Here is a 23619-nt window from a genome sequence, read left to right on the forward strand (position 1 = left end):
ATGCGTCTTATAACAGCAGCACTTCTGGCCGCGTCCGTCTTTGGCGCCACGGCGGCTCAAGCCGAAATGAAGCTTACTTCGAAAGATCTGACATCCGGCAAGACCATGGCCGATGCGCAGGTCTTCAACAGCTTCGGCTGCACGGGCAAGAACATCTCGCCGGAACTCACCTGGTCGGGTGCTCCAGAGGGAACCAAGAGCTTTGCCGTGATGGTCTACGACCCGGATGCTCCGACCGGTTCAGGCTGGTGGCATTGGTCGGTGTTCAACATTCCGGCAGACGCCTCGAAGATTGCCACCGGCGCAAGCGGAGATAAGAAGCTTCCCGCAGGCGCCGTCGAGGGTCATACCGATTTCGGTACATCAGGATATGGCGGCGCCTGCCCGCCGGTCGGCGATGCGCCGCACCACTACCAGTTCACCGTCTACGCGCTGTCGGTGGACAAGCTGCCGCTTCCGGAGACGGCACCGGGCGCGATGGTTGGCTACTATGTCAGGGCAAATACGCTCGACAAGGCCTCGATCGAGGTCACCTACGGCCGCTGACGCCGTCGCCGCAGCCATTGTCGCCGCAGAACGTGGCCGGCCGAGGAAACCTTGGCCGGCCTGCCCGATCATCCTCCAGGTCAACTAACCCGTCACCGCTTCCCAGCAAATCAATGGACCGTCTTCGGCATCGATGCGCTCGCCGGTGCGGATGAAGCCGTTACGCTCGAGAACACGTTGCGACGCGATATTCCCCATCCCTGTCTCCGCAGAGAGCCGTGCCACGCGAGGATCGCTCCGTCCCCATGCCAGCAACTGCCCTATGGCCCGCGTCGTGCATCCACGGCCCTGGCGGGAAGGCGCAATGCCGTAGCCGATATGGATGTTTCCATCTCGTGGCATTCTGACGATGGAGCAGAGACCGACGATCTCATCCTCCTCCACGATCATCCAGGCCGATGGCGAGAATACGGCGCCGATGTCGGCCGCAAGGCGGCTCAGCATCTCCAATACCTCAGGAGGCGCAATCGCGCTGTCGGGGACAAGGCGCAGGTTAAGAGGCGCGCTGCCCTTCAGCAGCGCGTCAAAGTCAATAGGCGTTAGTTCGATGATCATGTTCTTCTCGACATTAGACATGCACCCGTATGGGCGCTCCAAGGCCGGACAATAATGGGGATCAGTTCTCAGCCGATATGCCGAGCGCCTCTATCCCTACCGCCGCAGCCGGTGAGTTCTGGATCGTTGCGACGGCAAACAAAGGCCTTCTCCTACAAACGAAAGTGCGAATAAGAAGTCCGCGAGCATCCTAGCACGCGTCTTTCCCCTTCGGGAGATTAAGCTGGAACGTAGACCAACCGGATCACATTCTCGTCAATACGGTCATTAGCAATAAGGCGCAGCGGCGGTCGGGGTCCGGCAAAATAGGGCGTGCCGTGGCCGAGCACGACGGGATGCAGATAGATAATATACTCGTCGATCAGGCCCAGATCGGTGAGGCTTCGCGCCAGGTCCGGGCCGGCCACTTCGATCTCTCCGTCGCCTTCGGCCTTCAGCTTGCGGAGCGCACTCTCAAGATCGCCCTCGACCAGCCTGGCGTTGGGACCAACCGATTTCAACGAGCGCGAGACAACCCATTTCGGCTGGTTTCGCCAGGCGGCCGCGAAGTCGCGTTCGTCTGCGTTCCATTCAGGATGATCGTCATCCCAGTAACGCATGATCTCATACATTTGGCGACCGTACACGCTGCCCGCTTGCCTCCGCGTCGACTCGACGAAGTGACGGAAGAGCGTGGGGCTAGGCCCGAACGCCGTATGATCGACATAGCCGTCCAGGGACTGGTTCATTCCGAACACGAGCTTGGCCATGCTCACTTCCTTTCCTTCAGGGTCCATCTGCATGGAGTCGGATTGCGTTGGGCGATCGGTCAAAGCTTAGATCGACTGATTGTGAATTGCAATCAGTTTTTCGCAGGTTAACCACTTGCGAGAACGACAAAGCGGGCGCGCAGCGGAGGTGCCCATATGCGCGTCGGGACTACGCGCCTATCGTGATGCAAAGCGCTTCTTTGCCGGATCGGTGAACGGCATGAACAGCGCGACAAGTGTGCCTTCCGGATCGCGGAACTGTACCGAACGATTGCCCCACGGCATCAGCTTAGGCGCGTGGACAAGGTCGACGTTATTCTTCAGCCTGATATATTCGGCGTCGACATCGTCCACCATGAACTCGATGATCGCCGTTCGGTTGGCAGCGGCCTCGGCGCTGCCTTCCTTAAAGAGCGAAACGGTTTCCATGCCGCCGATGGCGAGTGTCGCCGAAGGGGTGACGATCTCGGCGAAGACCGGCGCCAACCATTCGGCAGATTGCAGTGTGACCATTTCGTAGAAGCCGACCATAGTCTTGATGTCACCGGCGATCAGCCGGATTGAGGCGAATTTCATGAGCTTTTCCTTTCGAGAAGGCCGCAGACCTGTGCGCGGCATCGCTGCGGGCCTTGTCGCACAGGCCTGTTGCCACCATTATGGCAACAGGAGTCAACAGCAATGCGCAAAGCCGATCGCCTGTTTCAGATCATTCAGATCCTGCGCCGTACGAGCCGGCCGGTGACTGCCGCGGCAATGGCCGAGGAGATCGAAGTGTCCAGGCGCTCGGTGTATCGCGATATAACCGACCTGATCGGCCAAGGCGTTCCCATCGTCGGAGAGGCCGGCTTCGGCTATTTGCTCGATCCTAGTTATGACATGCCGCCCTTGATGCTGACGCCCGACGAGATCGAGGCGATCGTGCTTGGTACGCAATGGGTCGCAACACGCGGCGATAAGGCGTTATCCGCAGCGGCACAGGACGTACTGAGCAAGATCGCCGCTGTTATCCCCGAAAGGCTGCGTCCCTACATTGCCGAGCCAAGCGTTGGAGCAAAGCCTGGCAGGATCGTTCCGATGGACATGGTTGACTCGAACGAACTGCGCCGGGCGATCCGTGAAGATCGAAAGCTTCGCCTGCGCTATCGATCCGACACTGGGGAGAAGACCGACCGAGTCGTGTGGCCGATCATCCTCGGTTATGGTGAAGCAATGCGCTTGATTGTTGCCTGGTGCGAGCTGAGGCAAGACTTCCGTCACTTCAGAACGGATCGCATGATCGAGATCGAGGTGCTGGAGGCGACCAACGGCCTGCGGAAGGGCGACCTGCGTCGCCGCTGGGAGCGATGGCGCGAGGAGCAGCGCTCCTGGTCCGGCCACTAATCGCCGGCGTGCGGCAATAACTGCGAAGACGTCGCTATTGCCGCCTCGGGTCCGTCACTCCCACTCGATCGTGCCGGGCGGCTTCGACGTGACGTCATAGACCACGCGGTTGATGCCGCGCACCTCGTTGATGATGCGCGTTGCGGCGCGACCGAGGAATTCCATGTCGTAATGGTAGAAGTCTGCGGTCATGCCGTCGACAGAGGTGACGGCCCGCAGTGCGCAGACGAATTCGTAGGTGCGTCCGTCGCCCATGACGCCGACGGTCTGGACGGGCAGCAGCACGGCGAAGGCCTGCCAGATGGCGTCGTAGAGGCCGGCCTTGCGGATCTCGTCGAGATAGATCGCATCGGCTTCGCGCAGGATTTCCAGCTTCTCGCGGGTGATGCCGCCGGGGCAGCGGATGGCGAGGCCGGGGCCGGGGAAGGGGTGGCGGCCGATGAAGCTGTCGGGCAGGCCGAGTTCGCGGCCGAGCGCACGCACTTCGTCCTTGAAAAGTTCGCGCAGCGGCTCCACGAGCTGCATCTTCATGCGCTCCGGCAGGCCGCCGACATTGTGGTGCGACTTGATCGTCACCGACGGGCCGCCGGTGAAGGAAACGCTCTCGATCACGTCGGGATAGAGCGTGCCCTGGCCGAGGAAATCGGCGCCGCCGAGTTTCTTTGCCTCTTCCTCGAAGGTCTCGATGAACAGCCGGCCGATGATCTTGCGCTTGGTTTCCGGGTCGCTGACGCCTTCGAGCTCGCCGATGAAACGGTCGGAGGCGTCGACGTGCAGCAGATGCAGATTGTAGTGCTCGCGGAACATGGCGACGACGTTTGCCGCCTCGTCCTTGCGCATCAGGCCGTGGTCAACGAGGATGCAGGTCAGCTGATCGCCGACCGCCTCATGGATCAAGAGCGCGGCGACCGAACTGTCGACGCCGCCGGAAAGCGCGCAGATGACGCGCTTGTCGCCCACCTGCTTGCGGATCTCGTCGACCGCCTTCTGACGGTAGGCCGACATCGACCAGTCGCCCTTGATGCCGGCAATGTTGTGAATGAAGTTACCGATCAGCTTGGCGCCGTCGGGCGTATGCACGACCTCGGGATGGAACTGCACGCCGTAATATTTACGCTTCTCGTCGGCGATGAAGGCATAGGGCGCGTTGGAGGAGGTGGCGACCACCTCGAAACCATCGGGCAGCGCCGTGACGCGGTCGCCATGGCTCATCCACACCTGATGGCGCGAGCCGGAGGACCAGAGACCTTCGAACAGCTGGCAGTCCTTATCGACGTCGAGGAAGGCGCGGCCGAATTCGCGGTGATGGCCGCTTTCGACCTTGCCGCCGAGCTGCATGCACATCGTCTGCTGGCCATAACAGATGCCGAAGACCGGCAGACCGCTGTCGAAGATGATCTGCGGAGCCCGCGGCGATCCCTCGTCGACCGTCGAAGCAGGGCTGCCGGATAGGATCACGGCTTTCGGCTGCAGGCGCTTGAAGCCCTCTTCGGCCGATTGGAAGGGAACGATTTCGCAATAGACGCCGGCCTCGCGCACGCGTCGTGCGATGAGCTGGGTCACCTGGCTGCCGAAATCGACGATGAGAACGGAGTCGGGATGTGCTGTGTGGGTCATGGCGAGGCTTTAATGAAAAGCGCTTCGCCTGGCAATCCGGGAAATCGGCGGCATCGGGTTTTTATTGTTCCGATTTCTCGCGCGTCGGGAAAGGCGTGCGGTTTTCAGGGCCTAGAACCAGAAAACCCCGTCCTCCAGCGCCGTGAACAAGCTGTCGACGCCGTAGGAGAGCTTGCGGTCGACGATGTGCAGATACTCGGTCCAGCCGGAAATATGCTGCAGCTCGACCGCGCCGTCGGAAATGCCGCGAAGGCCGATCAGCGGCAGCTTGTAGCCCTGGCAGGCGCGCAGCACAGCATAGGTCTCCATATCGACCATGTCGGCGTCGATGTCGCTATAGGCGGCACCCGAGATGACGTTGCCGCCCGTGGAAAGACTTGCCTCGGCAATACCAGGAATGCGCAGCGGCAGCTCGAGCGTCGCCGGCAGGTCGAGGAAGGGCGTCCGGCCCTTTTCGAAGCCGAGCGGCGAAGCGTCCATGTCGCGGTAGGAAACCGAGGTTACCTGATAGATTTCCGTCTGTTCCAGTTTTGCCGAACCGGCCGAGCCGAGCGAAACGACGAGATCCGGCAGATCGTCGGCCGCGTCGAGCCGCGCCAGCGTCTTGGTCAGCGCCACCGCTGCCTCGACCGGACCGACGCCGGTCATCAAGGGTTCGATGCGCGACCGCAGAAACGGGCCGTATTCTGCCTCCGCCGCCATGACGAACAGCATGGATTTTCCCGCGACCGATTTCAGTTCGAACTTCATCCTGTAATTCCTTCTCTGCCGCGGATGACCATCATCGTTCCGGTCATGGAGGCGATGAGTTTCGCCGGCCCGTCGCTGATCGCGTAGCCTCGCCCGTCGGCGACGATGATGGTGGAGCCCGGCTTGGTGATTTCGCCGCGAAACAGGAAGCGCTCGCCACGCCCCGGCGACATGAGATTGACCTTGAACTCGATCGTCAGGATCGAGGCTTCCGGGTCGATGACGCTGTAGGCGGCAAAGCCGCAGGCTGAATCGAGCGCGGCGGAAATGATGCCCGCATGCAGAATGCCGTGCTGCTGCGTCAGTTTGATGTCGAAGGGAAGCTCGATCTCGACGACGCCGTGCTCGACGCGCGTCAGCTCCGCGCCGATCGTCTGCATCGCCGCCTGGCGCGCAAAGTTGCGGCGGATTCGCGCGCGGAAATCGCCCCTGTCAGTCTCACTCATGGCTACCCCTCTCGAAGCCGGGAAAGTGGCATGGCGGGCCGGATTCGACAAGCTGGACATTGCTGAAATCGAACCGGTGGGCGATGGAAACCTCAAGCCGTGTCGCCAGCGCAACCTTTCGCCGTGCCGTCGTTGCGCAAACCCGTTGCCGGCCTCCTGCGAAGGCGATTGCAGCTTCGCGCGCAGCGGGTATTCTCCGGCATCCTGTCTCGAAATAAGGGAGCGCCGGCGCTATGACGACGATATCGCAATCGGTTCGGAATTTCGAGACTTGGCTGGCCGGGGAGCTCGGCGGCGATCTCGTCAAGGACGATCTCCTGGAAAAGCACGAGAAGATGCGCAGCGACGATTTCGTCTTCCTACGTGCCACCTATTGGCGCTGGTGCGAGATCATCCTCGATATCTGCCCGGAGCTCGGCCGTGCGCCCGAGGTGCTGGCGATCGGCGATACGCATCTGGAGAATTTCGGTACCTGGCGCGATAGTGAGGGCCGGCTCGTCTGGGGCGTCAATGATTTCGACGACGCGGCGGTGATGCCCTATGCGCTGGATCTCGTTCGCCTTGCGGCAAGTGCCATCCTGGCGCGCGGGGAGGACGGTCCCTCGGTTCGCATGATCGGTGAACTGATCCTCGGCGGCTACCGCAGAGGCCTTGAAAATCCGCTGCCGGTCATCCTCGAACGCGACCACAAATGGCTGCGCAAGGCGCTGATGCTGCCGAATTCGGAACGGCGGGAATTCTGGGAAAAATACGAGATGTTGGCTCCGGGCAAGACGAAGGCGCCGGCTGCCTATATCCAGGCCCTTGCCGACGCATTGCCATCGGGATCGGGACCTTTCACGGCCAAGCCGCGCAGCGCCGGTACCGGCAGCCTCGGCCGCCCGCGCTTCGTCGCCTATGCCGAATGGCAGGGTGGGCCGGTCTTGCGCGAGGCGAAGGCGCTGGTGTCCTCGGCCTGGTCGCTTCACCACAGGCCGCTTGATGGGACGATCCGTGCGGGTGAAATCGCCGCCGGCCGGGCGCGCTCGGCCGATCCTCATTATCGCGTCTGCGACCGCATCCTCGTGCGCCGGATCTCGCCGAACAGCCGCAAGATCGAAATCGACAAGCATCCGGAGATCCTGCTTTCGCCGACAATGCTCGAACTGATGGGCTTCGAGATCGCCAATTGCCATTCCAACGATGCGGCCGCCGCAGCAGCGATCCTGCAGGATTTACAGGCCCGGGGATCCGAATGGCTGCATGAGGCGGCGAGGGCCGCGGCGTCGAGCGTCAGCGCCGAGCAGAAGGCCTATGCGCGCGCCCGCTGAGAGATCCGGACAATGTGCTGATCCCAGGCGACATCGCTGCGGGTCGCCAGGAAATCGCCGTCATAGGAGGAGACGGCAAAGCCATCTCTTGCCGGCGCGATGCCGGCGGCCTCCGGAACGGCGCTCTCGGCCAGCACCTTGCCCGTTTTTGCGTCGATGGTCACCGAGGTGCCGCCTTTCGGCGAGGTGATGCCGACGAGACCTTCGCTGCGGTTGACGGCGATCGCTCCGACATAGTTGGCAAGCCTGCGCGTCGTCTCCTCCGGCAGCGCGACGAAGGAAAGATCCTCCCCTTTGGCGAAATGGCCGACGAGCGGCGGCAGGTCCTTGCGGTGGCCTTCGTACTGGCAGGCGAACCAGATGCGGCCCTCGCCGTCGAGGTCGACGTGGCGGGTCGACAACTGCGACCATTCGGCCGGCAGCACGTGTTTTTCGATCAAGGCGCCCGTTGCCGCATCGATCAGCGCCAGCGACGGCTGCATCGCCCCGAGATTGAGTTTGGTGCGGCCGAAATCCGGATGCGTCTCGATGCCGCCATTGGCGACGATGAGCAGGCGTCCGTCATCGGAAACCGTCATGTCATGCGGACCGATGCCATAGGTCTCGTATTCGCCGATGCGAGCAAAGCGGTTGGTGGCGTCGTAGAGACCGATCATGCCGCGATTGCCGTCGAAATCATTCTCGCTGGCGTAGAGAATTCGGCCATCGGGCGAGAAGACGCCATGCCCGTAAAAATGGCGGTCTTCCCTGGAACTGATGACGATCGGCTCGCCCTTATCTCGTGGATCGAAGATCATCGCATAGGTGCCCGGCCGGCGCGCGAAGGCAACAGTCTTGCCGGTGGCGGCGCTGAAGGCCATGCCGTGGGCGCGGGCGGGAAGCGCCACCTGATCGATGATCTCGCCGCGCTCGGTTACGGTCGCGATGGCAAAGGAACCGTTTGCCGTGCGAATGCCCGAGGCGTAGACCGCATCGGCCCGTTCAAGCGCCAACAGCGACCTCGGCGCCAGGCTCGCAAGGAAGCCGATCCCTGCCGCCTTGACGAAACTGCGTCGATTGATCAGGGCGCTCCGCATCATCGCTTCAGTCTCCGTCCGAAAAGGAAAAGCCGGCCGAAAGTCCGATGGCCGCGCCATAGTCGTCGCTGATCCGGGTGATCAGATCACGGCTTTCGGCCAAAAGCGTGTCGAGCTTGGCCTTTTCCGCATCACTGGTGGCGGCGTCTATATCGGGGTTGAGTTTCGGCACGCTGTCGAGCAGCGATTTGAAGTCCTCGTCGATCGACGCGGCAATCGACCGTTTGTCCGGCGGCAAAAGCTCGGCCATGCCGGCCTTCTGCCAGAGCGTGCGCAGGCCCTCCAGATTGGCGGCCATCGACTTCCAGGTATTTTTCGAACGCCAGTAGATCGCCATGCGCGGCCGCGGCGCGTTATCCTTGCCCTTGTAGAACTGTTCCAGCCGCTGATCGCGGACATTCTCGGCGCCGTGGACGAGAATGCCGAGCAGCGCGGTCACCGCCTCCTTGTTGTCCATGAAATCATTGCTCTGCGGGCCGGGATGTTTCCAGCTCGCCTGTACCCCGTCCGGCTTTTCCCAGGCAGCGACGACTTCGCCGGCCTCGCGCTGGATATTGCCGGCGACGGCGGCGCCGTAAAGGCAGCGAAAGCCACCCTTCTGCCCGACGAGATTTTCCGAGCCGTTGCCGTAAAGCACGTATTCCAGCGCCGTCAGCCCCTGCAGCGCCACGCTCTTGCCGGCGATCGCATCGACCGTCGCATCCTTCGGATCGGCCTTGGCGATCAGCGCCTGCACCTGCTTCAGGCCGACGCCCTTGCGGTCGGGATAAAACAGGATGTGCTCGAAGAGATTGTCCTGAATGACGGGGCCGGTCTGGACGATCTCGATGATCGACCAGTAGCGGATCGTATCGTCGAAGGCCGATTTCGCCTTGTCGAGCGTTTGCTGCGTGCCGGCGTCGCAGAGATCCTTCATCGCCGTCGTCAACCGGGCGGCCGATTGCTGCATATTGCGATAGCCCGGGCGGATCACTTCGTCGACGGCGCGCTGCATGACGGCGGGAACGGCATCCTCGTTCAGCCCTGCCGGAGAAGCGGCGGTCTGGGCGGCCGCTGATGTGGCAAGGCCGATCAGAGTGAGGCAGAGCAGAGGGTGCCAAAGGCGCATCAAAGTGACTCCAGGAATGTAATCAGGGCCGCCCTGTCGTCTTTTGACAGGGCGGAGAAAGCGTTGCGGGCCTTTTCAGCTTCGCCGCCGTGCCACAGGATCGCCTCGGTGAGATCCCGCGCACGGCCGTCATGCAGGAAAAAGCTGTGTCCGCTGACCGTCCGGGTCAGTCCTATACCCCATAGCGGTGGCGTGCGCCATTCACGTCCGCTTGCAAGCCCGACCGGCTGCCCGTCGGCAAGTCCCTCGCCCATATCGTGCAAGAGAAAGTCGGAATAGGGCCAGATCAGCTGGAAGGATTGCGCCTTCTCAGGCGAATCCTTGCGGGTGACGAATTTCGGCACATGGCAGGAAATGCAGCCGGTTTCGTAGAAAATCCGCTTGCCATTCAGCGTCTCGGGGAAGCTCGCCTTGCGGCGCGAGGGAACGGCAAGATTTTCGGAATAGAAGGTCACGAGATCGAGAATTGGACCCGGCGCTTCTTCGTCGCCCAGCCGTTTCTGCACGCCGGTCGGCATAGCGAGGCATTTTTCCTCCGCCTTGGTGCAATCGCCATGGGCATCCGGATGATCGGGGGTCGAGATGCCGATATCATTGGCGAAGGCGTCGGCATTCTGGTCGCGGACCGTGGCGTTCTGTGCCTTCCAGCCGAAGCGGCCGAGCGCGATCTCGCCGCTGCGATGATCGCGGACAATCGCCGCCTTGCCGGAGATGCCGTCGCCATCGGCATCGTCAGGGTCCGCATGGGCAAGGATATCGGCCGCGGGGATCGCCTCGATCAGCCCGAGGCCGATCATGGCGGGGGCGACACGCGCCGAGATCGTCGTCGAAGCATCGAGCGGTCCATAGGCCAGATTGGTCGCCGCGTAATGCGGCCGGCGCAGCGATACGGTCTCGCCGTCGCCAAGCGTTACCGTCTCCTCATCATAGCGGATCGTCATCCGGCCTTCGGCGGCAAGGCCGGGAACGGCAAGGTCTTGCAGCTGATGGCCATAAACCGGATCGGGGAAATTGAGGATGTCAGCGTTCGCGATCGCCTTTTCCTCTTCCGGCGTCCTGGCTGCGCGGGAAAGCCGCAGGAACATTGACACGGCGCTTGGGCCTCCTTCCGGCGGTTTGCCGCGGCCGTCATTGACATGACAGCTCATGCAGGAGCGGGCGTTGAACAGCGGCCCGAGCCCGTCGGAGGCCTGCGTCGAGGAGGGCGAGGAAACCCAGAGCTTGCGGAAAAGCGCATTACCGAGCTTGAAATTCTGCTCTTCCTCGAAGGGCATATTGGCCGAAATATGCGAGAAGCTGTCTTCGGTGACGGGGTCGATCGAGGTCGCCGCGCCCGCCTGCATCGCTTCATATTGTTCAGCCTTGGAAAAATCCTTGGTTGACCGCGTGACCTCGGTCACGCGCTTGAGATCGGCCTCGGAAAGATCGGTCCGTTTCACCGGCAGATCAAAACCGGCGGCGATGGCTGTGGAAAAGCCGGCAAGCGTGGCGCAGAGCGCTGCGCTGGCGATCAATCTGCGGGCCGGGGCATGCGACATTCGGAGTCCGGGCCGCTCCGTCATCGAAGCGGCCCGCCTTTTTGCTTATTTGAAGACGGCGTTAGGATTATCCAAGCTGTCGGAACCTTCAAGCTGAACCGTGCCGAGATCGAGTGCGGCAATAACGCGCTGGATCGATTTCGTCTGGTCGATCAGCCCGTCGATGGCGGCCTGGACGACGGCGTTACCGTCCTTGTTGCCTTCGGCGATCATCTGGTCGTACTTCTCGACCGTCTCGCCGCGCTTGGCCATGGCGTTCATCGCATCGAGCGTCTTGTTGAGCTTGCCTTCCAGCTCGGCATCGAGCGCCTTGTCCTTGGCGGCCACGAGGTCGTGCAGCGACGGGCCGCTGAGCTTGGTGCCGTCGACGCGCGTATAGTTGCCCGTATAGGCGGCGGCGATGCCGATGGCGTCGTTGAGGTGCGAGTTGTAGGTGTTGTCGGAGAAGCAATCATGCTCTTCCTCGGGATCGTGCAGCAGCAGGCCGAGCTTCATGCGCTCGCCGGCAAGCTCGCCGTAGGAGAGCGAACCCATGCCCGTCAGGATCGCAACGAGGCCGGCCTTCGGATCGGCTTCGACGTTCTTGGTCGCAGCCCCGTCCGGCTTCCAGTTGTCGGTCATTTCCTGCAGGTCGGACACCAGGAGCGTCGAGGCAGACTTCAGATATTCGGCGCGCCGGTCACAATTGCCGTGCGTGCAATTCTTGAGATCGTAATCAGTGGCCGGGCGGTTGCCGGCGCCGGGTCCCGTGCCGTTCAGATCCTGGCCCCAGAGCAGGAATTCGATGGCGTGGTAGCCGGTCGCGACATTGGCTTCGATGCCGCCGGCCTCGGCAAGCGTGCCGGAGAGGAATTCCGGCGTCAGCTTGGAGGCGTCGACATCCTTGCCGTCGATCTTGATCGTCTTGTTGGCGATGACATTGGCCACATAGAGGGAGTTTTCGTCGCTCTCGCTGCCGTAGGAGGGATCGACATAGTCGATCAGGCCTTCGTCGAGCGGCCAGGCGTTGACCTTGCCTTCCCACTCGTCGACAACAGGATTGCCGAAGCGGTAGACTTCGGTCTGCTGGTAGGGCACGCGCGCCTTGATCCAGGCGTCCCGGGCGGCCTTGAGCGTTTCGTCGGTGGGCGCCTTCAGAAAGGCGTCGATCGCGGCGTCGAGCGCCTTTGCCGTCGTCAGCGAGTCTTCGTATTTCGCATGCGCCACGTTGGCATAATGTTTCACCACGGCGGCAGCATCGGTGGCGGCCTGCGCGGGAAGGGCGAGCAGAGCTGCGGGGGCGATCGCCAGCACGGCTGCGCGGAGTTTGTTGAGCTTCATGATCCTCTCCTGTGACGGATCTTCCGTCTAATCGGGCCTCGTCTCTTCGCGCAAAAGTAAACTGGTGTCAAACGCTCTAGTTTGGAATGATTTTAAGGACGGAGACGGGGATACGCGGCCTCTTTCAGACGCTTGTGCCTGAAAGATCAGCGCGCTGTCCTGCTGCCGCGCGGCAGGCTGGTGTCCATGCCTGCCGGCCGCGTCAGCCCTTGCGCTGCAGGCGGCAGAAGAAGAAGCCGTCGGTGTCGGTGGAAGCCGGCGTCAGCGTCACCGTCAGGGCGTCGGACGAGTGCGGCCGCGGGGCATCCTTGCCGAACAGCGCGTCCCAGGCGGGCAGGGCGCTGACGATCTGGAAATCGGGATTGTCGGCCGCGAAGCGGCGCACCTGTTCCTCGTTTTCCTGAGGCAGAACCGAGCAGGTGACATAGATCAGTTCGCCGCCTGGTTTGACGAAGCCGCTCGCCTGCGCCAGCGCGTCCTGCTGCTGGGCGGTGCGCTCGTCGAGGTTCTTCGCCGTCAGGCGCCATTTCGTATCGGGGCGGCGGCGCCATGTGCCGGTGCCGGTGCAGGGCGCATCGACCAGCACCTTGTCGCAGCGCCCGGCAAGGGCCGAAAGCCCTCTGGGGTCGTCATGCACCTGGACATTGCGCGTGCCCGCCCGCTTCAGCCGCTCGATGATCGGCGCCAGCCGCTTGCGGTCGGCGTCATAGGCGTGAACCTGTCCCTTGTTCTGCATGGCCGCCGCCATGGCGAGCGTCTTGCCGCCGCCGCCGGCACAATAGTCGAGAATCTGTTCGCCATCCTTGGCGAGCACCAGATCGGCGACGATCTGCGAACCTTCGTCCTGAACTTCGAACCAGCCTTTCTGGAACGAAAGCTCGGCGGTCACGTTGGGAAGGCGCGAGGCGCCTTCGCCGGCGGCAATCCGGATGCCGTAGCGGGCGATCTTTGCAGCATGCGCGCCGGCGCGTTCGAGCGCCTTGACGGCCTTGTCGCGGGAGGACTTCAGGATGTTGGCGCGCAGATCGAGTGTCGGGCGCGCCGCGAGCGCCTGCGCCTCGGCGAGCCAGCCGGCGCCGAAGGCCTGTTCGAAGGAGGGTTGGATCCATTCGGGAATATCGCCGCGGATATGCGGCGGCGCATCGTCGAGCGAGCGGCTTGCAAAGGCGGCGAGGGCATCAGCTGCAAGCGGCGGCGGTGCAAACTTGTCGTCCGCCAGTTCGGCGGCGAGGCGATCGGGCGTGAAGCCCCATTGGCGGAACATGACGGCGTGGGCGATGGCCGCGGCGCTGTCGTCATCCATCAGCCAGGCATGGGAGAGCCGCATGCGCAAGGCGTCGTAGACGATATTGCCGATCGCCGCACGATCGCCGGAACCGGCGAAGCGGTGCGCAAGGCCCCAGTCCTTGAGCGCGTCGGCGACGGGCCGCTTGCGGGCATCGATATCCGCGAGCACAGAAATCGCCCCTTCGAGGCGGCCGCCCAGACGCATTCACATATCTCCTGTTGCCGTGACGTGTGAACGATCCGCACACAGGCCGGGCGGATTGTTGACAGGTTTCAACCGCGTGGTAACCGCGATTGGCGGCAAGAGCAAGCGCCGGTCAGGGCGCAGCCGGTTGTGCGGCGCTGTCAGCTTAGCTGATTACTCGGTTGTCAGCTTTAGCTGATCACCTCGGCTGTCAGCTTCAGCTGATCACTTCGGGTGTCAGCTTCAGCTGATCACTTGGTAGCAGACCTTCGCCGTGCCTGAGCTCACCATACCGATATTCTGTGCAGCGGCGCGCGACAGATCGAGGACGCGTCCACGAATGAACGGACCGCGATCATTGATGCGAACGACGACGGTGCGGCCATTGTTGCGGTTGGTGACCTTCACCTTGGTGCCGAACGCCAGCGAACGATGTGCGGCAGTCAAGACGGCCGGGTTCATACGTTCCCCGGAAGCAGTTTTGGAGCGAAGCGCGTACCATGAAGCACCGCCGCAGCCATTGCCAGCAAAGCTCTCCGCCGGAAGCATGGAAGAGCAGGCTGCAATAGTTACGGCAGCGATAATAGAACGACGTATTTTCTTCAAAACAGAGTATCCCTCAACTATTGAACTCACGCCCTTGCAGGCGGCGGGGCTTAAATCTGTTAAAAAGTGGCGAAAAAGTGCCGCTGCAGTTCACGGAATGTTACAGGCTGTAATATTTGTGAGTGCATTGATATCATGACGGAAATTGGTGACGGCCGTAATGCGTGGAAAAAACATAATGAAATCAGTTAAAATGCGAATGAATTTTCCGGAGCGGCGGTCGCCGTCCCGCCGTTCACAAAAATCGCGAAAATTTTTTTCTGACTTCGCCATATTTATTGCCACATTTGGGCAAATTCAAAGGCTGTTAACCATAATATAGGGCGAAATTTTCCCGTCCTCCGACGGAAAGTAGGAATTTCCTACTCCTTTTGGGTGAGTGCGCGAGCCGCTGGCTTTAGCCGCGCCAGTGTCCGTCCTGCCACAATTGCGCAAGCGACTGCGGATAGGTCGGGAAAGAGAATTCGAAGCCCGCCTTCTTGAGCTTCGCATTGGAAACGCGTTTGTTCTCACCGTAGAAGGTGCGCGCCATCGGCGTCAGTTCGGCAGTTTCGAAAGCCTGTTCCGGCGGCGGTTCGACGCCCATCAGGCGCGCCGCCTCGACAATCACATCCTGCGGCGGGCCGGGCCGATCGTCGGTGACATTATAGATGCCGCCAAGGCCGCGTTCCGACAGGAAGCGCGTCGCCGCGCCGATATCCTCGACGCGGATGCGGTTGAAGACCTGATCCTTCTTGATGAGGCGCCGCGCCGTGCCCTTGTCGAGGTTGCAGAAGGCGTTGCGCCCCGGCCCGTAAATGCCGGAAAGGCGCAGTATCGCTGCCGGCACATCGCGTTCCCGGCCGATGGCCAGCCAGCCCTCTTCCGCCTCCAGCCGCTCCTTCGACCGCCCGGAAACCGGCAGGCACGGCGTTTCCTCGCTTACCCAGGCGCCCTTGTGATCGCCATAGACGCCGACGGTGGAGAGATAGCCGATCCATTCGAGCCGGGACACGAGACGGGCACTGTCTTCGCCCAACAGCCGCAGCAGCGGGTCGGCCTTTCCCGGGGCGATCGATTGCACGAGGTGGGTGACGCTTTCCAGCGCGCGGCCCAACCCCTCTCCCATTGTCTCGCCATCGAAGCGGAAGGCTTCGATCCCGTTGGCTCGTAGCGCCTCGACCTTCTCGGCCGAACGCGTGGTGCCGGAAACGCGCACACCCTGGCCGGCGAAGGCCTTCGCAATCGCCGTGCCGGAATAGCCGCAGCCAAAAATCATCACATGCATCAATCCGCTCCCGCCAGCCGCCATTCGTTCAGCACATCGTCGTCACTCTCATCGCTCCTATGTGCGGCAAAGACGGAGAATTCGCCAGCCTCCATCAGCCGGGAAAGCGCCCAGACCGCCATGCCGCGCACCGCCGGGGCGGCATCGCCGGCCAGCGCGCGACATTGCGCAATGAGCGCCCTCTCGCCGGAATTGCCGGCGGCGATCAGCACATTGCGGATGAAGCGGTCGCGGCCGATCCGCTTGACCGGTGAACCGCTGAAGAAGGTACGGAAGGCGGCATCGTCGAGCGTCAGCAGAAAGGCGAGCGACGGCTCCTTCAGATCGCCGCGGGCCTTGAGCTTCATTTCGGCGGCGGAGACCGCGAACTTGTTCCAGGGACAGGCGGCAAGACAGTCGTCACAGCCATAGATGCGATTGCCGATCAGCGGCCTGAGATCGGGGTCGATCGGCCCCTTGTGCTCGATGGTGAGATAGGAGATGCAGCGGCGCGCGTCGATCTGATAGGGCGCCGGGAAGGCAGCCGTCGGACAGATGTCGAGGCAGGCGCGGCAGGAGCCGCAATGATCGCTCTCGGCCTCGTCGACGGCAAGGTCGGCGGTAGTGAACATGCTGCCGAGAAACAGCCAGGAACCATGCGTGCGGCTGACGAGATTGGTGTGTTTGCCCTGCCAGCCGAGGCCGGCCGCCGCCGCCAGCGGCTTTTCCATGACAGGCGCGGTATCGACGAACACTTTCACGTCGGCGCCGGCCCGCGCCGCAAAACGCGTGGCGATCTCCTTCAGCCGGCCCTTGATGATGTCGTGATAGTCGCGGTTGCGGGCATAGACCGAAATCGCCGCCTTGTCCGGCTTGCCGAGGATGCCGCGCGGATCCTCCTCGGGAGCATAGTTGAGGCCGAAGACGACGACGGACCGGACCTCGCTCCAGAGCGTCAGGGGATCGCCGCGCCGCTCGCGCGTCTCCGCCATCCACTCCATCGTCCCGTGGCGCCCGGCATCGATGAACTGGCCGAGGCGCTGCTTCGCTTCAGGGATCGCATCCGGGCGGGTGATGCGGCAGAGATCGAAGCCCTTGGCGGCGGATTCCGTCCGGACGAACTCGGTCAAATTGTCGCGGCGGCGGCGCTCTTTTTCATCATTGTCGGGCATGAAGCGCCCTCGTCAAAAATCCAGATCGGCATAATGCGAAACCGGGGTCAGACCGCGCACGCGCTCGGTCAGCATCGGCCGGAAGGAGGGGCGCGATTTCAGCCGCTGGTACCATTCCTTGACGACAGGGGCCTCGGCCCACTCGATTTCGCCGAGATAATCGAGGATCGAGATCGAGGCGGCGGCGGCGAGATCGGCATAGCTCATCCGCTCGCCGGCCAGCCATTGGCGCGAGCCGGCAAGCCAGGTGAGATAACGCATATGCTGGCGGATATTCGCGCGGGCCGTGCGCAAAATCTTCGAATCCGGCGCACCGCCGCCCTGATCGGCGGTCATCTGCAACTTGTAGACACGCTCGCGAGCGAGCGGCTTGGTGACGTCGTTTTCCATCTTCTGCATGAACCATTCGCTCAGCCGGCGGATTTCCGCCCGCTGGAAAGGGTCCTCGGCGAGCAGCCGCCGGTCGCGCTTCAACACGCCATGCGTCTCGTCGAGATACTCGGAAATGACGGTCGCGCCGCAAAGCGCGCGCATGCTGTCGTCGACATAGACCGGCAGCGTGCCGGCCGGATTGAGCGCCAGGAAATCTCGGCGCTTCTCCCATGTCTGCTCCTCGATCAGATCCGCCTGATAGCCGTATTCGGCCAGGATCAGCCGGACGAAGCGAGATGCGGATGACATGGGATGATGATAAAGCGTGGGCATCGATACTCGGGCTTTATGATTGCTGTTACAGGACTGTGTGGCAGCTCGTTTATAGCGCCTTAGTCGTGACTCATTGGTTGAAGCTATAGGAGCTTGGCCCGGCCAATACAAGCGAATCGGCTTTCACGCCATCTGACAAGGGACAAAACAACCGTTTGCGAATGAGGATAGAGGCAGCGCCTGATCGGCTCAAGCGCTGTTCAAATCCGACCGACCTTTAAACCGGAGACAATTTATGGACTATATCAATGCCGCCCTTCTCGGTGTCATCGAGGGCATCACCGAGTTTCTGCCGATCTCGAGCACCGGCCATCTCATCATTGCGGAGCAATGGCTCGGCCACCGGTCGGACATGTTCAATATCGTCATTCAGGCCGGCGCCATCCTCGCCGTCACCATCATCTACTGGCGTCGTCTGCTGGATCTGGTGCTTGGCTGGCGGGAGCCTGAGAATCGCGATTATGCCGCCAAGCTGATCGTTGCCTTTCTCATCACCGCCATTCTTGGGCTCGTCGTCAAGAAGCTCGGCTTCGAACTGCCGGAGACCGCGACGCCGATCGCCTGGGCGCTGATCATCGGCGGCATCTGGATGATCTTTGCCGAATGGGCGGCCGCGCGTAAGGCGCCTCACAAGCAGATCACCTGGCTCGTCGCCATCCTGGTCGGCATCGCCCAGATCGTTGCCGGCGTCTTCCCGGGAACCTCACGCTCCGGCGCCACGATCTTCGTCGCCATGCTGGCCGGCACCGGCAACCGCGCCGCGGCCACCGAATTCGCCTTTCTCGTCGGCATCCCGACCATGTATGCGGCAAGCGGCTATGAACTGCTGAAGACCTTCAAGGACGGCGGCGCGGCAGGCGAAGACTGGACCGCGCTCGGCATCGCCTTCGTCGTCTCCACGATCGTCGCCTTCATCGCGGTCAAATGGCTGCTTGCCTATATCAGGAGCAACCGGTTTACGCTGTTTGCCATCTACCGCATCATCCTCGGCGTCCTGCTGCTCGGCATGGCCGCAACCGGCCTGATCGCCTGAGCCATCTCCACCGCATTGCATTCGCGCATCTCCCGGGCGCGGATGCAATTGCCCGTCGGACGCCGCGAAGTGACATGGGAGCGGCAGGCGCAAACGTTCCAGCTGGCAATATTTGAGAGAGATTAAGCGTCCGCTGCTTTTGAAGCGGGCAAGACAAAGCGTTCATTTGGGAACGTCCTGGTCCAGACGCTCCGGCCGCTGTTTGTCTCTATGAGGCCGGCGCGAAAGCGCCTTTTCGTCAATGGCTGATCGAAGCCGTGGAGCAAGGGTCGACGCCGTAGGCCGGCGAGCAGCCGCCCTTTACCGCCGCGACCGAACCGGACGCAACGAAGGAGCCTGCAAGGATAACCAGCGCCGCACACGCAAACAGGAGCGCGATTGACTTGCCCATCGAGTATTGCCTTTCACAGTGATTGCCGCACGCTTTCGCAGGCGTCGAGTCCATTGGAGACGCGCGGGGTTTGGTAGTCAGTGGAATGGCAAATAGCAATAAATGTTCCTGCTAAATTTGGCGTTAATTCCACAAAATTTCCGCTGCGTCTTTTATGCAACTGCACTTGATATGGCCGGCACAACAACATTTGAGACTTGCGCCGGCTTTGCTTCCGGCGAACACGCAAAACGCCGTCCGCGCTATGCGCGAACGGCGCCGTGTCGAAGGCAAAAAATTGTTCAGGCAGCCTTGCCGGAGCCGGTGTACTGGCCGTGCGGACGATACTGCACCAGGTAGGATTCGAGCACCGATGCGGCCATGGTTGGCGCAATGCCGAGACCCTTCAGCGTGCGGCCTTCCGCTTCGGCTTCGGCGGAAACGACGTTGTCGCGCTTGAGCAGGCGCACCTGGTCCGGGGTGATCGGCGGCGTCACGAACGGGATCAGCGAGGCGATGCTGCCGATCATCGACGCGATGCCGAAGGGCAGGGACACCAACCGGTTCTTGCGGCTCGTCACCTTCAGCATCGTCTCGAGACATTCGCGGAAGCTCAGCACCTCGGGCCCGCCAAGTTCATAGACCTTGCCGGCGGGGACCTTGCCGTCGACGGCGCGGGCAACCGCCTCGGCGACATCCTCGACATAGACGGGCTGGAATTTCGTCTTGCCGCCGCCGACCAGCGGCAGGACCGGCGACATGCGCGCCATATCGGCAAATTTGTTGAAGAAGCTGTCCTCCGGCCCGAAGACGATCGACGGGCGAAAGATCACCGCATCCGGCTTGATGGAGAGGATGGCCGTTTCGGCGCGGCCCTTGGTGCGGCCGTAGTCCGAATTGGAATTGGCATTGGCGCCGATCGCCGAAATATGGGCGAGCGTCGCGCCGGCATTGCGCGCCGCCTCGGCAACCGCGCGGGCGCCGAATTCCTGCACGGCATCGAAGGTGTTGCGGCCAGCCTCGTGCAGAATGCCGACGCAGTTGACGACGTGGCTTGCACCGTCGACGGCGCGGTCGATCGAATTGCGATAACGCAGGTTCGCCTGCACGAGGGAAATCTGGCCGACATTGCCGAGCGGCTGCAGGAAGCCGGCGAGATCAGGACGGCGCACCGCGACGCGGATGCGATAACCGCGCTTGGCCAGCGCCCGAACCACGTGCCTGCCCACGAAGCCGGACCCTCCAAACACGGTGACGAGCGGCGGCAGGTTGGCAAGGGTCATGGCAGGCTCCTCGAAAGGCTGTGGGGGATGCTGTATCGGCACCCGTCTTAGCCCAATCCCGGCAAGACGGGAAGGCCCATCCCGCCCGTGAGTTTTGCGGGTGCGAAGTCGTTCAGATGCCTTCGACGACGACCATTTCCGCATCCGCCACTTCCTGGCGGATTTTGGCGGCGATCTGGTATTCCGGCGAATTATAGCAGTCGACCGCATGCTGCATCGAGGGGAATTCGATCACGACGTTGCGAGCGCGGGACTTGCCTTCCAGTTCGGTGATCGCGCCGCCGCGCGCCAGGAAATTGGCGCCGTATTTTTCGAAGGCGGGTTTGGCCGCCGCCACATAATCCTTGTAGCGCTCGGCATCGCGAACATCGACGCGGGCGATCCAATATCCCTTGGCCATGGTCTTCTCCCTTTTGCGTTGGTGTATGTCAGCGGTTTGCCGGCCAGCGCGCAGCAACCATTTCGTTGAGCACGGCGCGAGCGGCATGCCGGGGATCGGGCGCCTTGACGATCGGCCGGGCAACGACGAGGTGTGTCGCCCCCGCCTTCAGCGCGTCGAAAGGCGTCATCACCCGCTTCTGGTCGCCATGGTCGCTGCCGGTCGGGCGAATGCCGGGGGTGACGATCGCCATGTCGGGTCCGAGGACCTCGCGCACTTCGGCCGCTTCCGCTGCCGAACAGACGATGCCGCCCATGCCGGCGGCGCGCGCCTGTTCGGCGCGGCGCAGCACCAGGCTGTGCGGATCCTTGTCGTAGCCGGCCTCGGCAAGGTCCTCGGCATCCATCGAGGTCAGCACCGTCACGCCGAGCAGACACAGGCCGGAGCCGGCCGCGGCCCCCACCGCCGCCCGCATCGCTTTGGGATAAGCGTGCAGCGTCAGCATCGACATGCCCATCCTAGCGATGTTTTCGACACCCGAGGCGACGGTGTTGTCGATGTCGAGCAGCTTCATGTCGAGAAAGATCTTCTTGCCGCTTGCCGCGAGGTCACGGGCGAATTCCAGGCCGCCTGCAAAGACCAGCTGATAGCCGATCTTGTAGAAGAGGATATCGTCACCGAGCGTGGAAACCAGCCTTTCGGCCTCGCCGACCGTGGGAACATCCAGGCCGATGATCAACCGCTCGCGTGCGTCCATTTCAACTCACCCCCGCCAGTCTTCGATGGGTGTCCAGTCGCATGATAAGCGGCGATCCGCAAGGCCGAAAGCATAGAGATTGCCGCCGCCGCCCGGCTGGTCGCGATCACGGGAGATGGGCCGGCCGGCCAGATGGCATTTGAGCAGCGTGCCGACGCCGCCATGGCCGACGAAGGCGATCGGGGCTGCCGCGTCATGTGCAGCCAGCACGGCGTCAACCGCTTCCACGATGCGGGCCTGCGCGTCGACGGCGCGTTCCCAGCCCTTGAAGCTCTCTTCCGGATGAGCGAAGAACCAGTTGGCCGCCTCTTCGAATTGCGGCGGCGGCAGGAAGCCGGTGGCCGAACGGTCGTTCTCATGCATGCCTTGGACGATTTCGATCGCCACGCCGGAGGCTTCCGCCAGGATTTCGGCCGTCTCGATCGCCTTCGTCTCGTCGCTGGAGATGATGCGCCGCAATTGCCTCGCCCAATCGCTCTCGGCCGCCTTGCGGGCGCGGGCGGCGCCGACATCGGAAAGCCCCCATTTCGGCACCGGCACGTTGGCATCGATCTTGACTTGCGGATGGGTGATATAGATCCCGAACATTTCAGCCGCGCTTGTAGATCCAGAGCTGCGCCGGCGGAATGTTGCGCATGACGAAGTCGAAATGCTGGATATGGTAGCGATCGGGATTGGCGGCGATCGGCGAGATCGCGCCATAGGAGATCTGCACCACCGGCCGGCCGGGCGGCAGGCGGTCGAGCAGGCTTTCCAGCAGCGACACGCGCATCGCCATCGGGAAGTTCAAGAGCGGAATGCAGGAGATGACGCAATCGAAGGTCTGGTCGCCGAAGGCGCCAAGCGTCGTCTTGAGATCGAAGGCGTCGCCGTTGATGAAGTGCACGCCGGGATAGGCTCGCAGCAGATGCTGGTGGAAATCCGTCGAATATTCGATGGCGACCAGATTGTCCGGCTTCACGCCGCGGCCGAGGATCGCTTTGGTGATGGCGCCCGTGCCCGGCCCGAGTTCGAGGACCGGCAGCCCCGAATGCATATCGATGACGCTGGCCATGCGCTTGGCGGTGATCGAGGAGGTCGGCACGATCGAGCCCACCGTCTTCGGCCCCTGCATCATGCCACGGAAGAAGCGGATTTCCTCATCGAATCTCTTCCCGAAATGTTCCTTCACCTTGACCCGTAACCGCATTCTCCACCCATCCGCATGTTGATCGACTGTGTTAATATGCTGCTTGTCGCTCTCGCGACAAGGATTTTCGCAATAAGGACATCGGCATCAACAACTCATGCGGCCTTTCGGTCGGAACGAGGCATGAGATCGGCAAGCCTTTCGCTGAGATGATCGGCGTCGACGGGCGCGCGCAGCTTCTTGTCGGTATTGTCGAAATAGAGATAGACGTCGCGGCCCTTCTTGCGCGACGGCAACGGCGCAAGCACCCGCGTCGCATGTTCCGGTTCTCCGCCGGTTGCCCAGGCGCGGATGCGCTCGGCCCACAGATCGAGCGCTTCATCCTCATAGCCACTGACATAGAGCTGCTCGGAACCATGCAGGCGGCAATAGATGAAATCGGCGGTGATGTCCATCAACAGCGGCCACTCCACCGTGTCGGCGCAGACGAGCGCGACGTTGTGACGCCTCAGCATCTCGATGAAGGCTGGCGAGCGGAAGCTGTCGTGGCGGATCTCGAAAGCATGGCGGATCGGCTGGTCGGCGTCGCTTTTCAGCCAGGCTCGCCCTTCGAGGCGGCCGTCATGGCGTTTCGCAAGCGCGATCGCGGCATCGCAGTCATGCGGCAGCAGCGACAAGAAGGTTTCGAAAAGCGCAGGGTCGAAGCCCATGTTCGGCGGAAACTGCCAGAGGATAGGGCCAAGTTTGGGGCCGAGCCGCAACAGGCCGGAGGCGAAGAAATTGGCAAGCGGCGTCTCGATCTCCTGCAATCGCTTCATATGAGTGATGAAGCGCGAGCCCTTGACTGCGAAGACGAAATCCTCGGGCGTTTCGTCGCGCCAGCGGCCGAAGCTTTCAGGCCGCTGCAATCCGTAGAAAGTGCCGTTGATCTCGATCGAAGGGAAATGCCGGGCGGCGTAGGAAAGCTCGTGCTTCTGCGGCAGATCCTTGGGATAGAATTGGCCGCGCCAGGGCGCATAGGTCCAGCCGGATATGCCGATGCGCACAGTTCCGGTCTTTTTCATGAGGAGATC

General features: G+C 62.3%; 27 protein-coding genes. 4 read left to right on the plus strand and 23 right to left on the minus strand.

Annotated elements, in window-relative coordinates:
• Positions 1 to 546: a YbhB/YbcL family Raf kinase inhibitor-like protein gene (locus EFD56_RS04545; RefSeq protein ID WP_037115273.1), complete on the plus strand. Its 546-nt coding sequence runs from the start codon at positions 1 to 3 to the stop codon at positions 544 to 546.
• Positions 547 to 630: 84 nt separating this feature from the next.
• On the opposite strand, the gene EFD56_RS04550 is transcribed toward EFD56_RS04545, so the two are convergent.
• The 3 genes from EFD56_RS04550 to EFD56_RS04560 form a co-directional block, all read right to left on the minus strand.
• On the minus strand, positions 631 to 1122 hold the full coding sequence (locus EFD56_RS04550) for a GNAT family N-acetyltransferase (RefSeq protein WP_206513407.1): 492 nt from the start codon (positions 1120 to 1122) through the stop codon (positions 631 to 633).
• A 197-nt stretch (positions 1123 to 1319) separates the two neighbouring features.
• Positions 1320 to 1850, minus strand: coding sequence for a dihydrofolate reductase family protein (locus EFD56_RS04555; protein ID WP_126904792.1), 531 nt, complete (start codon positions 1848 to 1850; stop codon positions 1320 to 1322).
• A 177-nt stretch (positions 1851 to 2027) separates the two neighbouring features.
• A complete protein-coding gene (locus tag EFD56_RS04560) occupies positions 2028 to 2426 on the minus strand; it encodes a VOC family protein (RefSeq protein WP_126904793.1) in 399 nt (132 codons plus the stop codon).
• 102 nt (positions 2427 to 2528) lie between these two features.
• Here EFD56_RS04560 and EFD56_RS04565 point away from each other — a divergent pair, with 102 nt between their 5' ends.
• A complete protein-coding gene (locus EFD56_RS04565; protein WP_126904794.1) occupies positions 2529 to 3230 on the plus strand; it encodes a helix-turn-helix transcriptional regulator in 702 nt (233 codons plus the stop codon).
• Positions 3231 to 3284: 54 nt separating this feature from the next.
• Here the strand turns inward: EFD56_RS04565 and guaA are convergent, their stop codons facing one another.
• The 3 genes from guaA to EFD56_RS04580 all read right to left on the minus strand — a co-directional run bounded on the left by guaA (position 3285) and on the right by EFD56_RS04580 (position 6043).
• Positions 3285 to 4847: a glutamine-hydrolyzing GMP synthase gene (gene guaA, locus EFD56_RS04570; protein WP_064826763.1), complete on the minus strand. Its 1563-nt coding sequence runs from the start codon at positions 4845 to 4847 to the stop codon at positions 3285 to 3287.
• Positions 4848 to 4958: 111 nt separating this feature from the next.
• Positions 4959 to 5597, minus strand: a complete 639-nt coding sequence (locus EFD56_RS04575; protein ID WP_004673906.1) for a 5'-methylthioadenosine/S-adenosylhomocysteine nucleosidase — start codon at positions 5595 to 5597, stop codon at positions 4959 to 4961.
• A complete protein-coding gene (locus EFD56_RS04580; RefSeq protein WP_010028223.1) occupies positions 5594 to 6043 on the minus strand; it encodes a PaaI family thioesterase in 450 nt (149 codons plus the stop codon). The genes EFD56_RS04575 and EFD56_RS04580 overlap by 4 nt, the downstream gene beginning before the upstream one ends.
• Before the next feature lie 233 nt (positions 6044 to 6276).
• Here EFD56_RS04580 and EFD56_RS04585 point away from each other — a divergent pair, with 233 nt between their 5' ends.
• The gene (locus EFD56_RS04585; protein WP_126904795.1) at positions 6277 to 7353 is read left to right on the plus strand and encodes a DUF2252 family protein; all 1077 of its coding nucleotides are present in this window, start codon (positions 6277 to 6279) and stop codon (positions 7351 to 7353) included.
• Here EFD56_RS04585 and EFD56_RS04590 read toward each other — a convergent pair.
• The 10 genes from EFD56_RS04590 to EFD56_RS04635 all read right to left on the minus strand — a co-directional run bounded on the left by EFD56_RS04590 (position 7335) and on the right by EFD56_RS04635 (position 17595).
• Positions 7335 to 8432 (minus strand): DUF1513 domain-containing protein, encoded by a 1098-nt coding sequence (locus EFD56_RS04590; protein WP_126904796.1) that lies wholly within the window; start codon positions 8430 to 8432, stop codon positions 7335 to 7337. The genes EFD56_RS04585 and EFD56_RS04590 overlap by 19 nt on opposite strands.
• A gap of 4 nt (positions 8433 to 8436) precedes the next feature.
• A complete protein-coding gene (locus EFD56_RS04595; protein ID WP_016735029.1) occupies positions 8437 to 9537 on the minus strand; it encodes an imelysin family protein in 1101 nt (366 codons plus the stop codon).
• Entirely contained in the window at positions 9537 to 11075 is a 1539-nt protein-coding gene (locus tag EFD56_RS04600; RefSeq protein ID WP_126904797.1) for a di-heme oxidoreductase family protein, read from the minus strand. The genes EFD56_RS04595 and EFD56_RS04600 overlap by 1 nt, the downstream gene beginning before the upstream one ends.
• A 45-nt stretch (positions 11076 to 11120) precedes the next feature.
• The gene (locus EFD56_RS04605) at positions 11121 to 12395 is read right to left on the minus strand and encodes an imelysin family protein (protein WP_126904798.1); all 1275 of its coding nucleotides are present in this window, start codon (positions 12393 to 12395) and stop codon (positions 11121 to 11123) included.
• Between the two features lie 202 nt (positions 12396 to 12597).
• On the minus strand, positions 12598 to 13887 hold the full coding sequence (locus EFD56_RS04610) for an RsmB/NOP family class I SAM-dependent RNA methyltransferase (protein ID WP_126904799.1): 1290 nt from the start codon (positions 13885 to 13887) through the stop codon (positions 12598 to 12600).
• Positions 13888 to 14109: 222 nt separating this feature from the next.
• Positions 14110 to 14472, minus strand: coding sequence for a septal ring lytic transglycosylase RlpA family protein (locus tag EFD56_RS04615; protein ID WP_012482355.1), 363 nt, complete (start codon positions 14470 to 14472; stop codon positions 14110 to 14112).
• 90 nt (positions 14473 to 14562) lie between these two features.
• Positions 14563 to 14745: a hypothetical protein gene (locus EFD56_RS04620; protein WP_126904800.1), complete on the minus strand. Its 183-nt coding sequence runs from the start codon at positions 14743 to 14745 to the stop codon at positions 14563 to 14565.
• 124 nt (positions 14746 to 14869) lie between these two features.
• Positions 14870 to 15739 carry an SDR family oxidoreductase gene (locus EFD56_RS04625; RefSeq protein WP_126904801.1) on the minus strand — a complete coding sequence of 290 codons (870 nt, stop codon included), beginning with the start codon at positions 15737 to 15739 and terminating at the stop codon, positions 14870 to 14872.
• A complete protein-coding gene (gene queG / locus EFD56_RS04630) occupies positions 15739 to 16890 on the minus strand; it encodes a tRNA epoxyqueuosine(34) reductase QueG (protein WP_126904802.1) in 1152 nt (383 codons plus the stop codon). The genes EFD56_RS04625 and queG overlap by 1 nt, the downstream gene beginning before the upstream one ends.
• 12 nt (positions 16891 to 16902) lie before the next feature.
• Positions 16903 to 17595 (minus strand): glutathione S-transferase family protein, encoded by a 693-nt coding sequence (locus EFD56_RS04635; RefSeq protein ID WP_016735022.1) that lies wholly within the window; start codon positions 17593 to 17595, stop codon positions 16903 to 16905.
• A 235-nt stretch (positions 17596 to 17830) separates the two neighbouring features.
• On the opposite strand from EFD56_RS04635, the gene EFD56_RS04640 reads away from it, so the two are divergent.
• Complete coding sequence (locus EFD56_RS04640; protein ID WP_126904803.1) at positions 17831 to 18628, plus strand: undecaprenyl-diphosphate phosphatase; 798 nt, start codon at positions 17831 to 17833, stop codon at positions 18626 to 18628.
• Between the two features lie 238 nt (positions 18629 to 18866).
• Here the strand turns inward: EFD56_RS04640 and EFD56_RS32540 are convergent, their stop codons facing one another.
• From EFD56_RS32540 to EFD56_RS04670, 7 genes are all read right to left on the minus strand, one after another.
• The gene (locus EFD56_RS32540) at positions 18867 to 19019 is read right to left on the minus strand and encodes a hypothetical protein (protein ID WP_003570911.1); all 153 of its coding nucleotides are present in this window, start codon (positions 19017 to 19019) and stop codon (positions 18867 to 18869) included.
• Positions 19020 to 19300: 281 nt separating this feature from the next.
• Positions 19301 to 20281 (minus strand): complex I NDUFA9 subunit family protein, encoded by a 981-nt coding sequence (locus EFD56_RS04645; protein ID WP_126904804.1) that lies wholly within the window; start codon positions 20279 to 20281, stop codon positions 19301 to 19303.
• A 112-nt stretch (positions 20282 to 20393) separates the two neighbouring features.
• Positions 20394 to 20681, minus strand: coding sequence for a DUF1330 domain-containing protein (locus tag EFD56_RS04650; RefSeq protein ID WP_064817275.1), 288 nt, complete (start codon positions 20679 to 20681; stop codon positions 20394 to 20396).
• Positions 20682 to 20709: 28 nt separating this feature from the next.
• On the minus strand, positions 20710 to 21417 hold the full coding sequence (gene pyrF, locus EFD56_RS04655; RefSeq protein WP_126904805.1) for an orotidine-5'-phosphate decarboxylase: 708 nt from the start codon (positions 21415 to 21417) through the stop codon (positions 20710 to 20712).
• A gap of 6 nt (positions 21418 to 21423) precedes the next feature.
• Positions 21424 to 22005: a histidine phosphatase family protein gene (locus EFD56_RS04660; protein ID WP_096477155.1), complete on the minus strand. Its 582-nt coding sequence runs from the start codon at positions 22003 to 22005 to the stop codon at positions 21424 to 21426.
• A gap of 1 nt (position 22006) precedes the next feature.
• The gene (pmtA, locus tag EFD56_RS04665) at positions 22007 to 22606 is read right to left on the minus strand and encodes a phospholipid N-methyltransferase PmtA (RefSeq protein ID WP_064833530.1); all 600 of its coding nucleotides are present in this window, start codon (positions 22604 to 22606) and stop codon (positions 22007 to 22009) included.
• Positions 22607 to 22701: 95 nt separating this feature from the next.
• Complete coding sequence (locus tag EFD56_RS04670; protein ID WP_126904806.1) at positions 22702 to 23610, minus strand: DUF72 domain-containing protein; 909 nt, start codon at positions 23608 to 23610, stop codon at positions 22702 to 22704.
• Positions 23611 to 23619: the final 9 nt, after the last annotated feature.

Source organism: Rhizobium phaseoli, from assembly GCF_003985125.1.
In the GTDB taxonomy this organism is placed as follows: Bacteria; Pseudomonadota; Alphaproteobacteria; order Rhizobiales; family Rhizobiaceae; genus Rhizobium; species Rhizobium phaseoli.

Coding starts and splice junctions, on each gene's coding strand:
- EFD56_RS04610 (WP_126904799.1), bottom strand. CDS start 13,887: ATGCGTCTGGGCGGCCGCCTCGAAGGGGCGATTTCTGTGCTCGCGGAT.
- EFD56_RS04585 (WP_126904795.1), top strand. CDS start 6,277: ATGACGACGATATCGCAATCGGTTCGGAATTTCGAGACTTGGCTGGCC.
- EFD56_RS04670 (WP_126904806.1), bottom strand. CDS start 23,610: ATGAAAAAGACCGGAACTGTGCGCATCGGCATATCCGGCTGGACCTAT.
- EFD56_RS04555 (WP_126904792.1), bottom strand. CDS start 1,850: ATGGCCAAGCTCGTGTTCGGAATGAACCAGTCCCTGGACGGCTATGTC.
- pyrF (WP_126904805.1), bottom strand. CDS start 21,417: ATGGACGCACGCGAGCGGTTGATCATCGGCCTGGATGTTCCCACGGTC.
- EFD56_RS04650 (WP_064817275.1), bottom strand. CDS start 20,681: ATGGCCAAGGGATATTGGATCGCCCGCGTCGATGTTCGCGATGCCGAG.
- pmtA (WP_064833530.1), bottom strand. CDS start 22,606: ATGCGGTTACGGGTCAAGGTGAAGGAACATTTCGGGAAGAGATTCGAT.
- guaA (WP_064826763.1), bottom strand. CDS start 4,847: ATGACCCACACAGCACATCCCGACTCCGTTCTCATCGTCGATTTCGGC.
- EFD56_RS04565 (WP_126904794.1), top strand. CDS start 2,529: ATGCGCAAAGCCGATCGCCTGTTTCAGATCATTCAGATCCTGCGCCGT.
- EFD56_RS04575 (WP_004673906.1), bottom strand. CDS start 5,597: ATGAAGTTCGAACTGAAATCGGTCGCGGGAAAATCCATGCTGTTCGTC.
- EFD56_RS04605 (WP_126904798.1), bottom strand. CDS start 12,395: ATGAAGCTCAACAAACTCCGCGCAGCCGTGCTGGCGATCGCCCCCGCA.
- EFD56_RS04645 (WP_126904804.1), bottom strand. CDS start 20,281: ATGACCCTTGCCAACCTGCCGCCGCTCGTCACCGTGTTTGGAGGGTCC.
- EFD56_RS04640 (WP_126904803.1), top strand. CDS start 17,831: ATGGACTATATCAATGCCGCCCTTCTCGGTGTCATCGAGGGCATCACC.
- EFD56_RS04635 (WP_016735022.1), bottom strand. CDS start 17,595: ATGCCCACGCTTTATCATCATCCCATGTCATCCGCATCTCGCTTCGTC.
- EFD56_RS04660 (WP_096477155.1), bottom strand. CDS start 22,005: ATGTTCGGGATCTATATCACCCATCCGCAAGTCAAGATCGATGCCAAC.
- queG (WP_126904802.1), bottom strand. CDS start 16,890: ATGCCCGACAATGATGAAAAAGAGCGCCGCCGCCGCGACAATTTGACC.
- EFD56_RS04560 (WP_126904793.1), bottom strand. CDS start 2,426: ATGAAATTCGCCTCAATCCGGCTGATCGCCGGTGACATCAAGACTATG.
- EFD56_RS32540 (WP_003570911.1), bottom strand. CDS start 19,019: ATGGGCAAGTCAATCGCGCTCCTGTTTGCGTGTGCGGCGCTGGTTATC.
- EFD56_RS04590 (WP_126904796.1), bottom strand. CDS start 8,432: ATGATGCGGAGCGCCCTGATCAATCGACGCAGTTTCGTCAAGGCGGCA.
- EFD56_RS04580 (WP_010028223.1), bottom strand. CDS start 6,043: ATGAGTGAGACTGACAGGGGCGATTTCCGCGCGCGAATCCGCCGCAAC.
- EFD56_RS04545 (WP_037115273.1), top strand. CDS start 1: ATGCGTCTTATAACAGCAGCACTTCTGGCCGCGTCCGTCTTTGGCGCC.
- EFD56_RS04600 (WP_126904797.1), bottom strand. CDS start 11,075: ATGTCGCATGCCCCGGCCCGCAGATTGATCGCCAGCGCAGCGCTCTGC.
- EFD56_RS04595 (WP_016735029.1), bottom strand. CDS start 9,537: ATGCGCCTTTGGCACCCTCTGCTCTGCCTCACTCTGATCGGCCTTGCC.
- EFD56_RS04620 (WP_126904800.1), bottom strand. CDS start 14,745: ATGGCGAAGTCAGAAAAAAATTTTCGCGATTTTTGTGAACGGCGGGAC.
- EFD56_RS04550 (WP_206513407.1), bottom strand. CDS start 1,122: ATGTCTAATGTCGAGAAGAACATGATCATCGAACTAACGCCTATTGAC.
- EFD56_RS04625 (WP_126904801.1), bottom strand. CDS start 15,739: ATGCATGTGATGATTTTTGGCTGCGGCTATTCCGGCACGGCGATTGCG.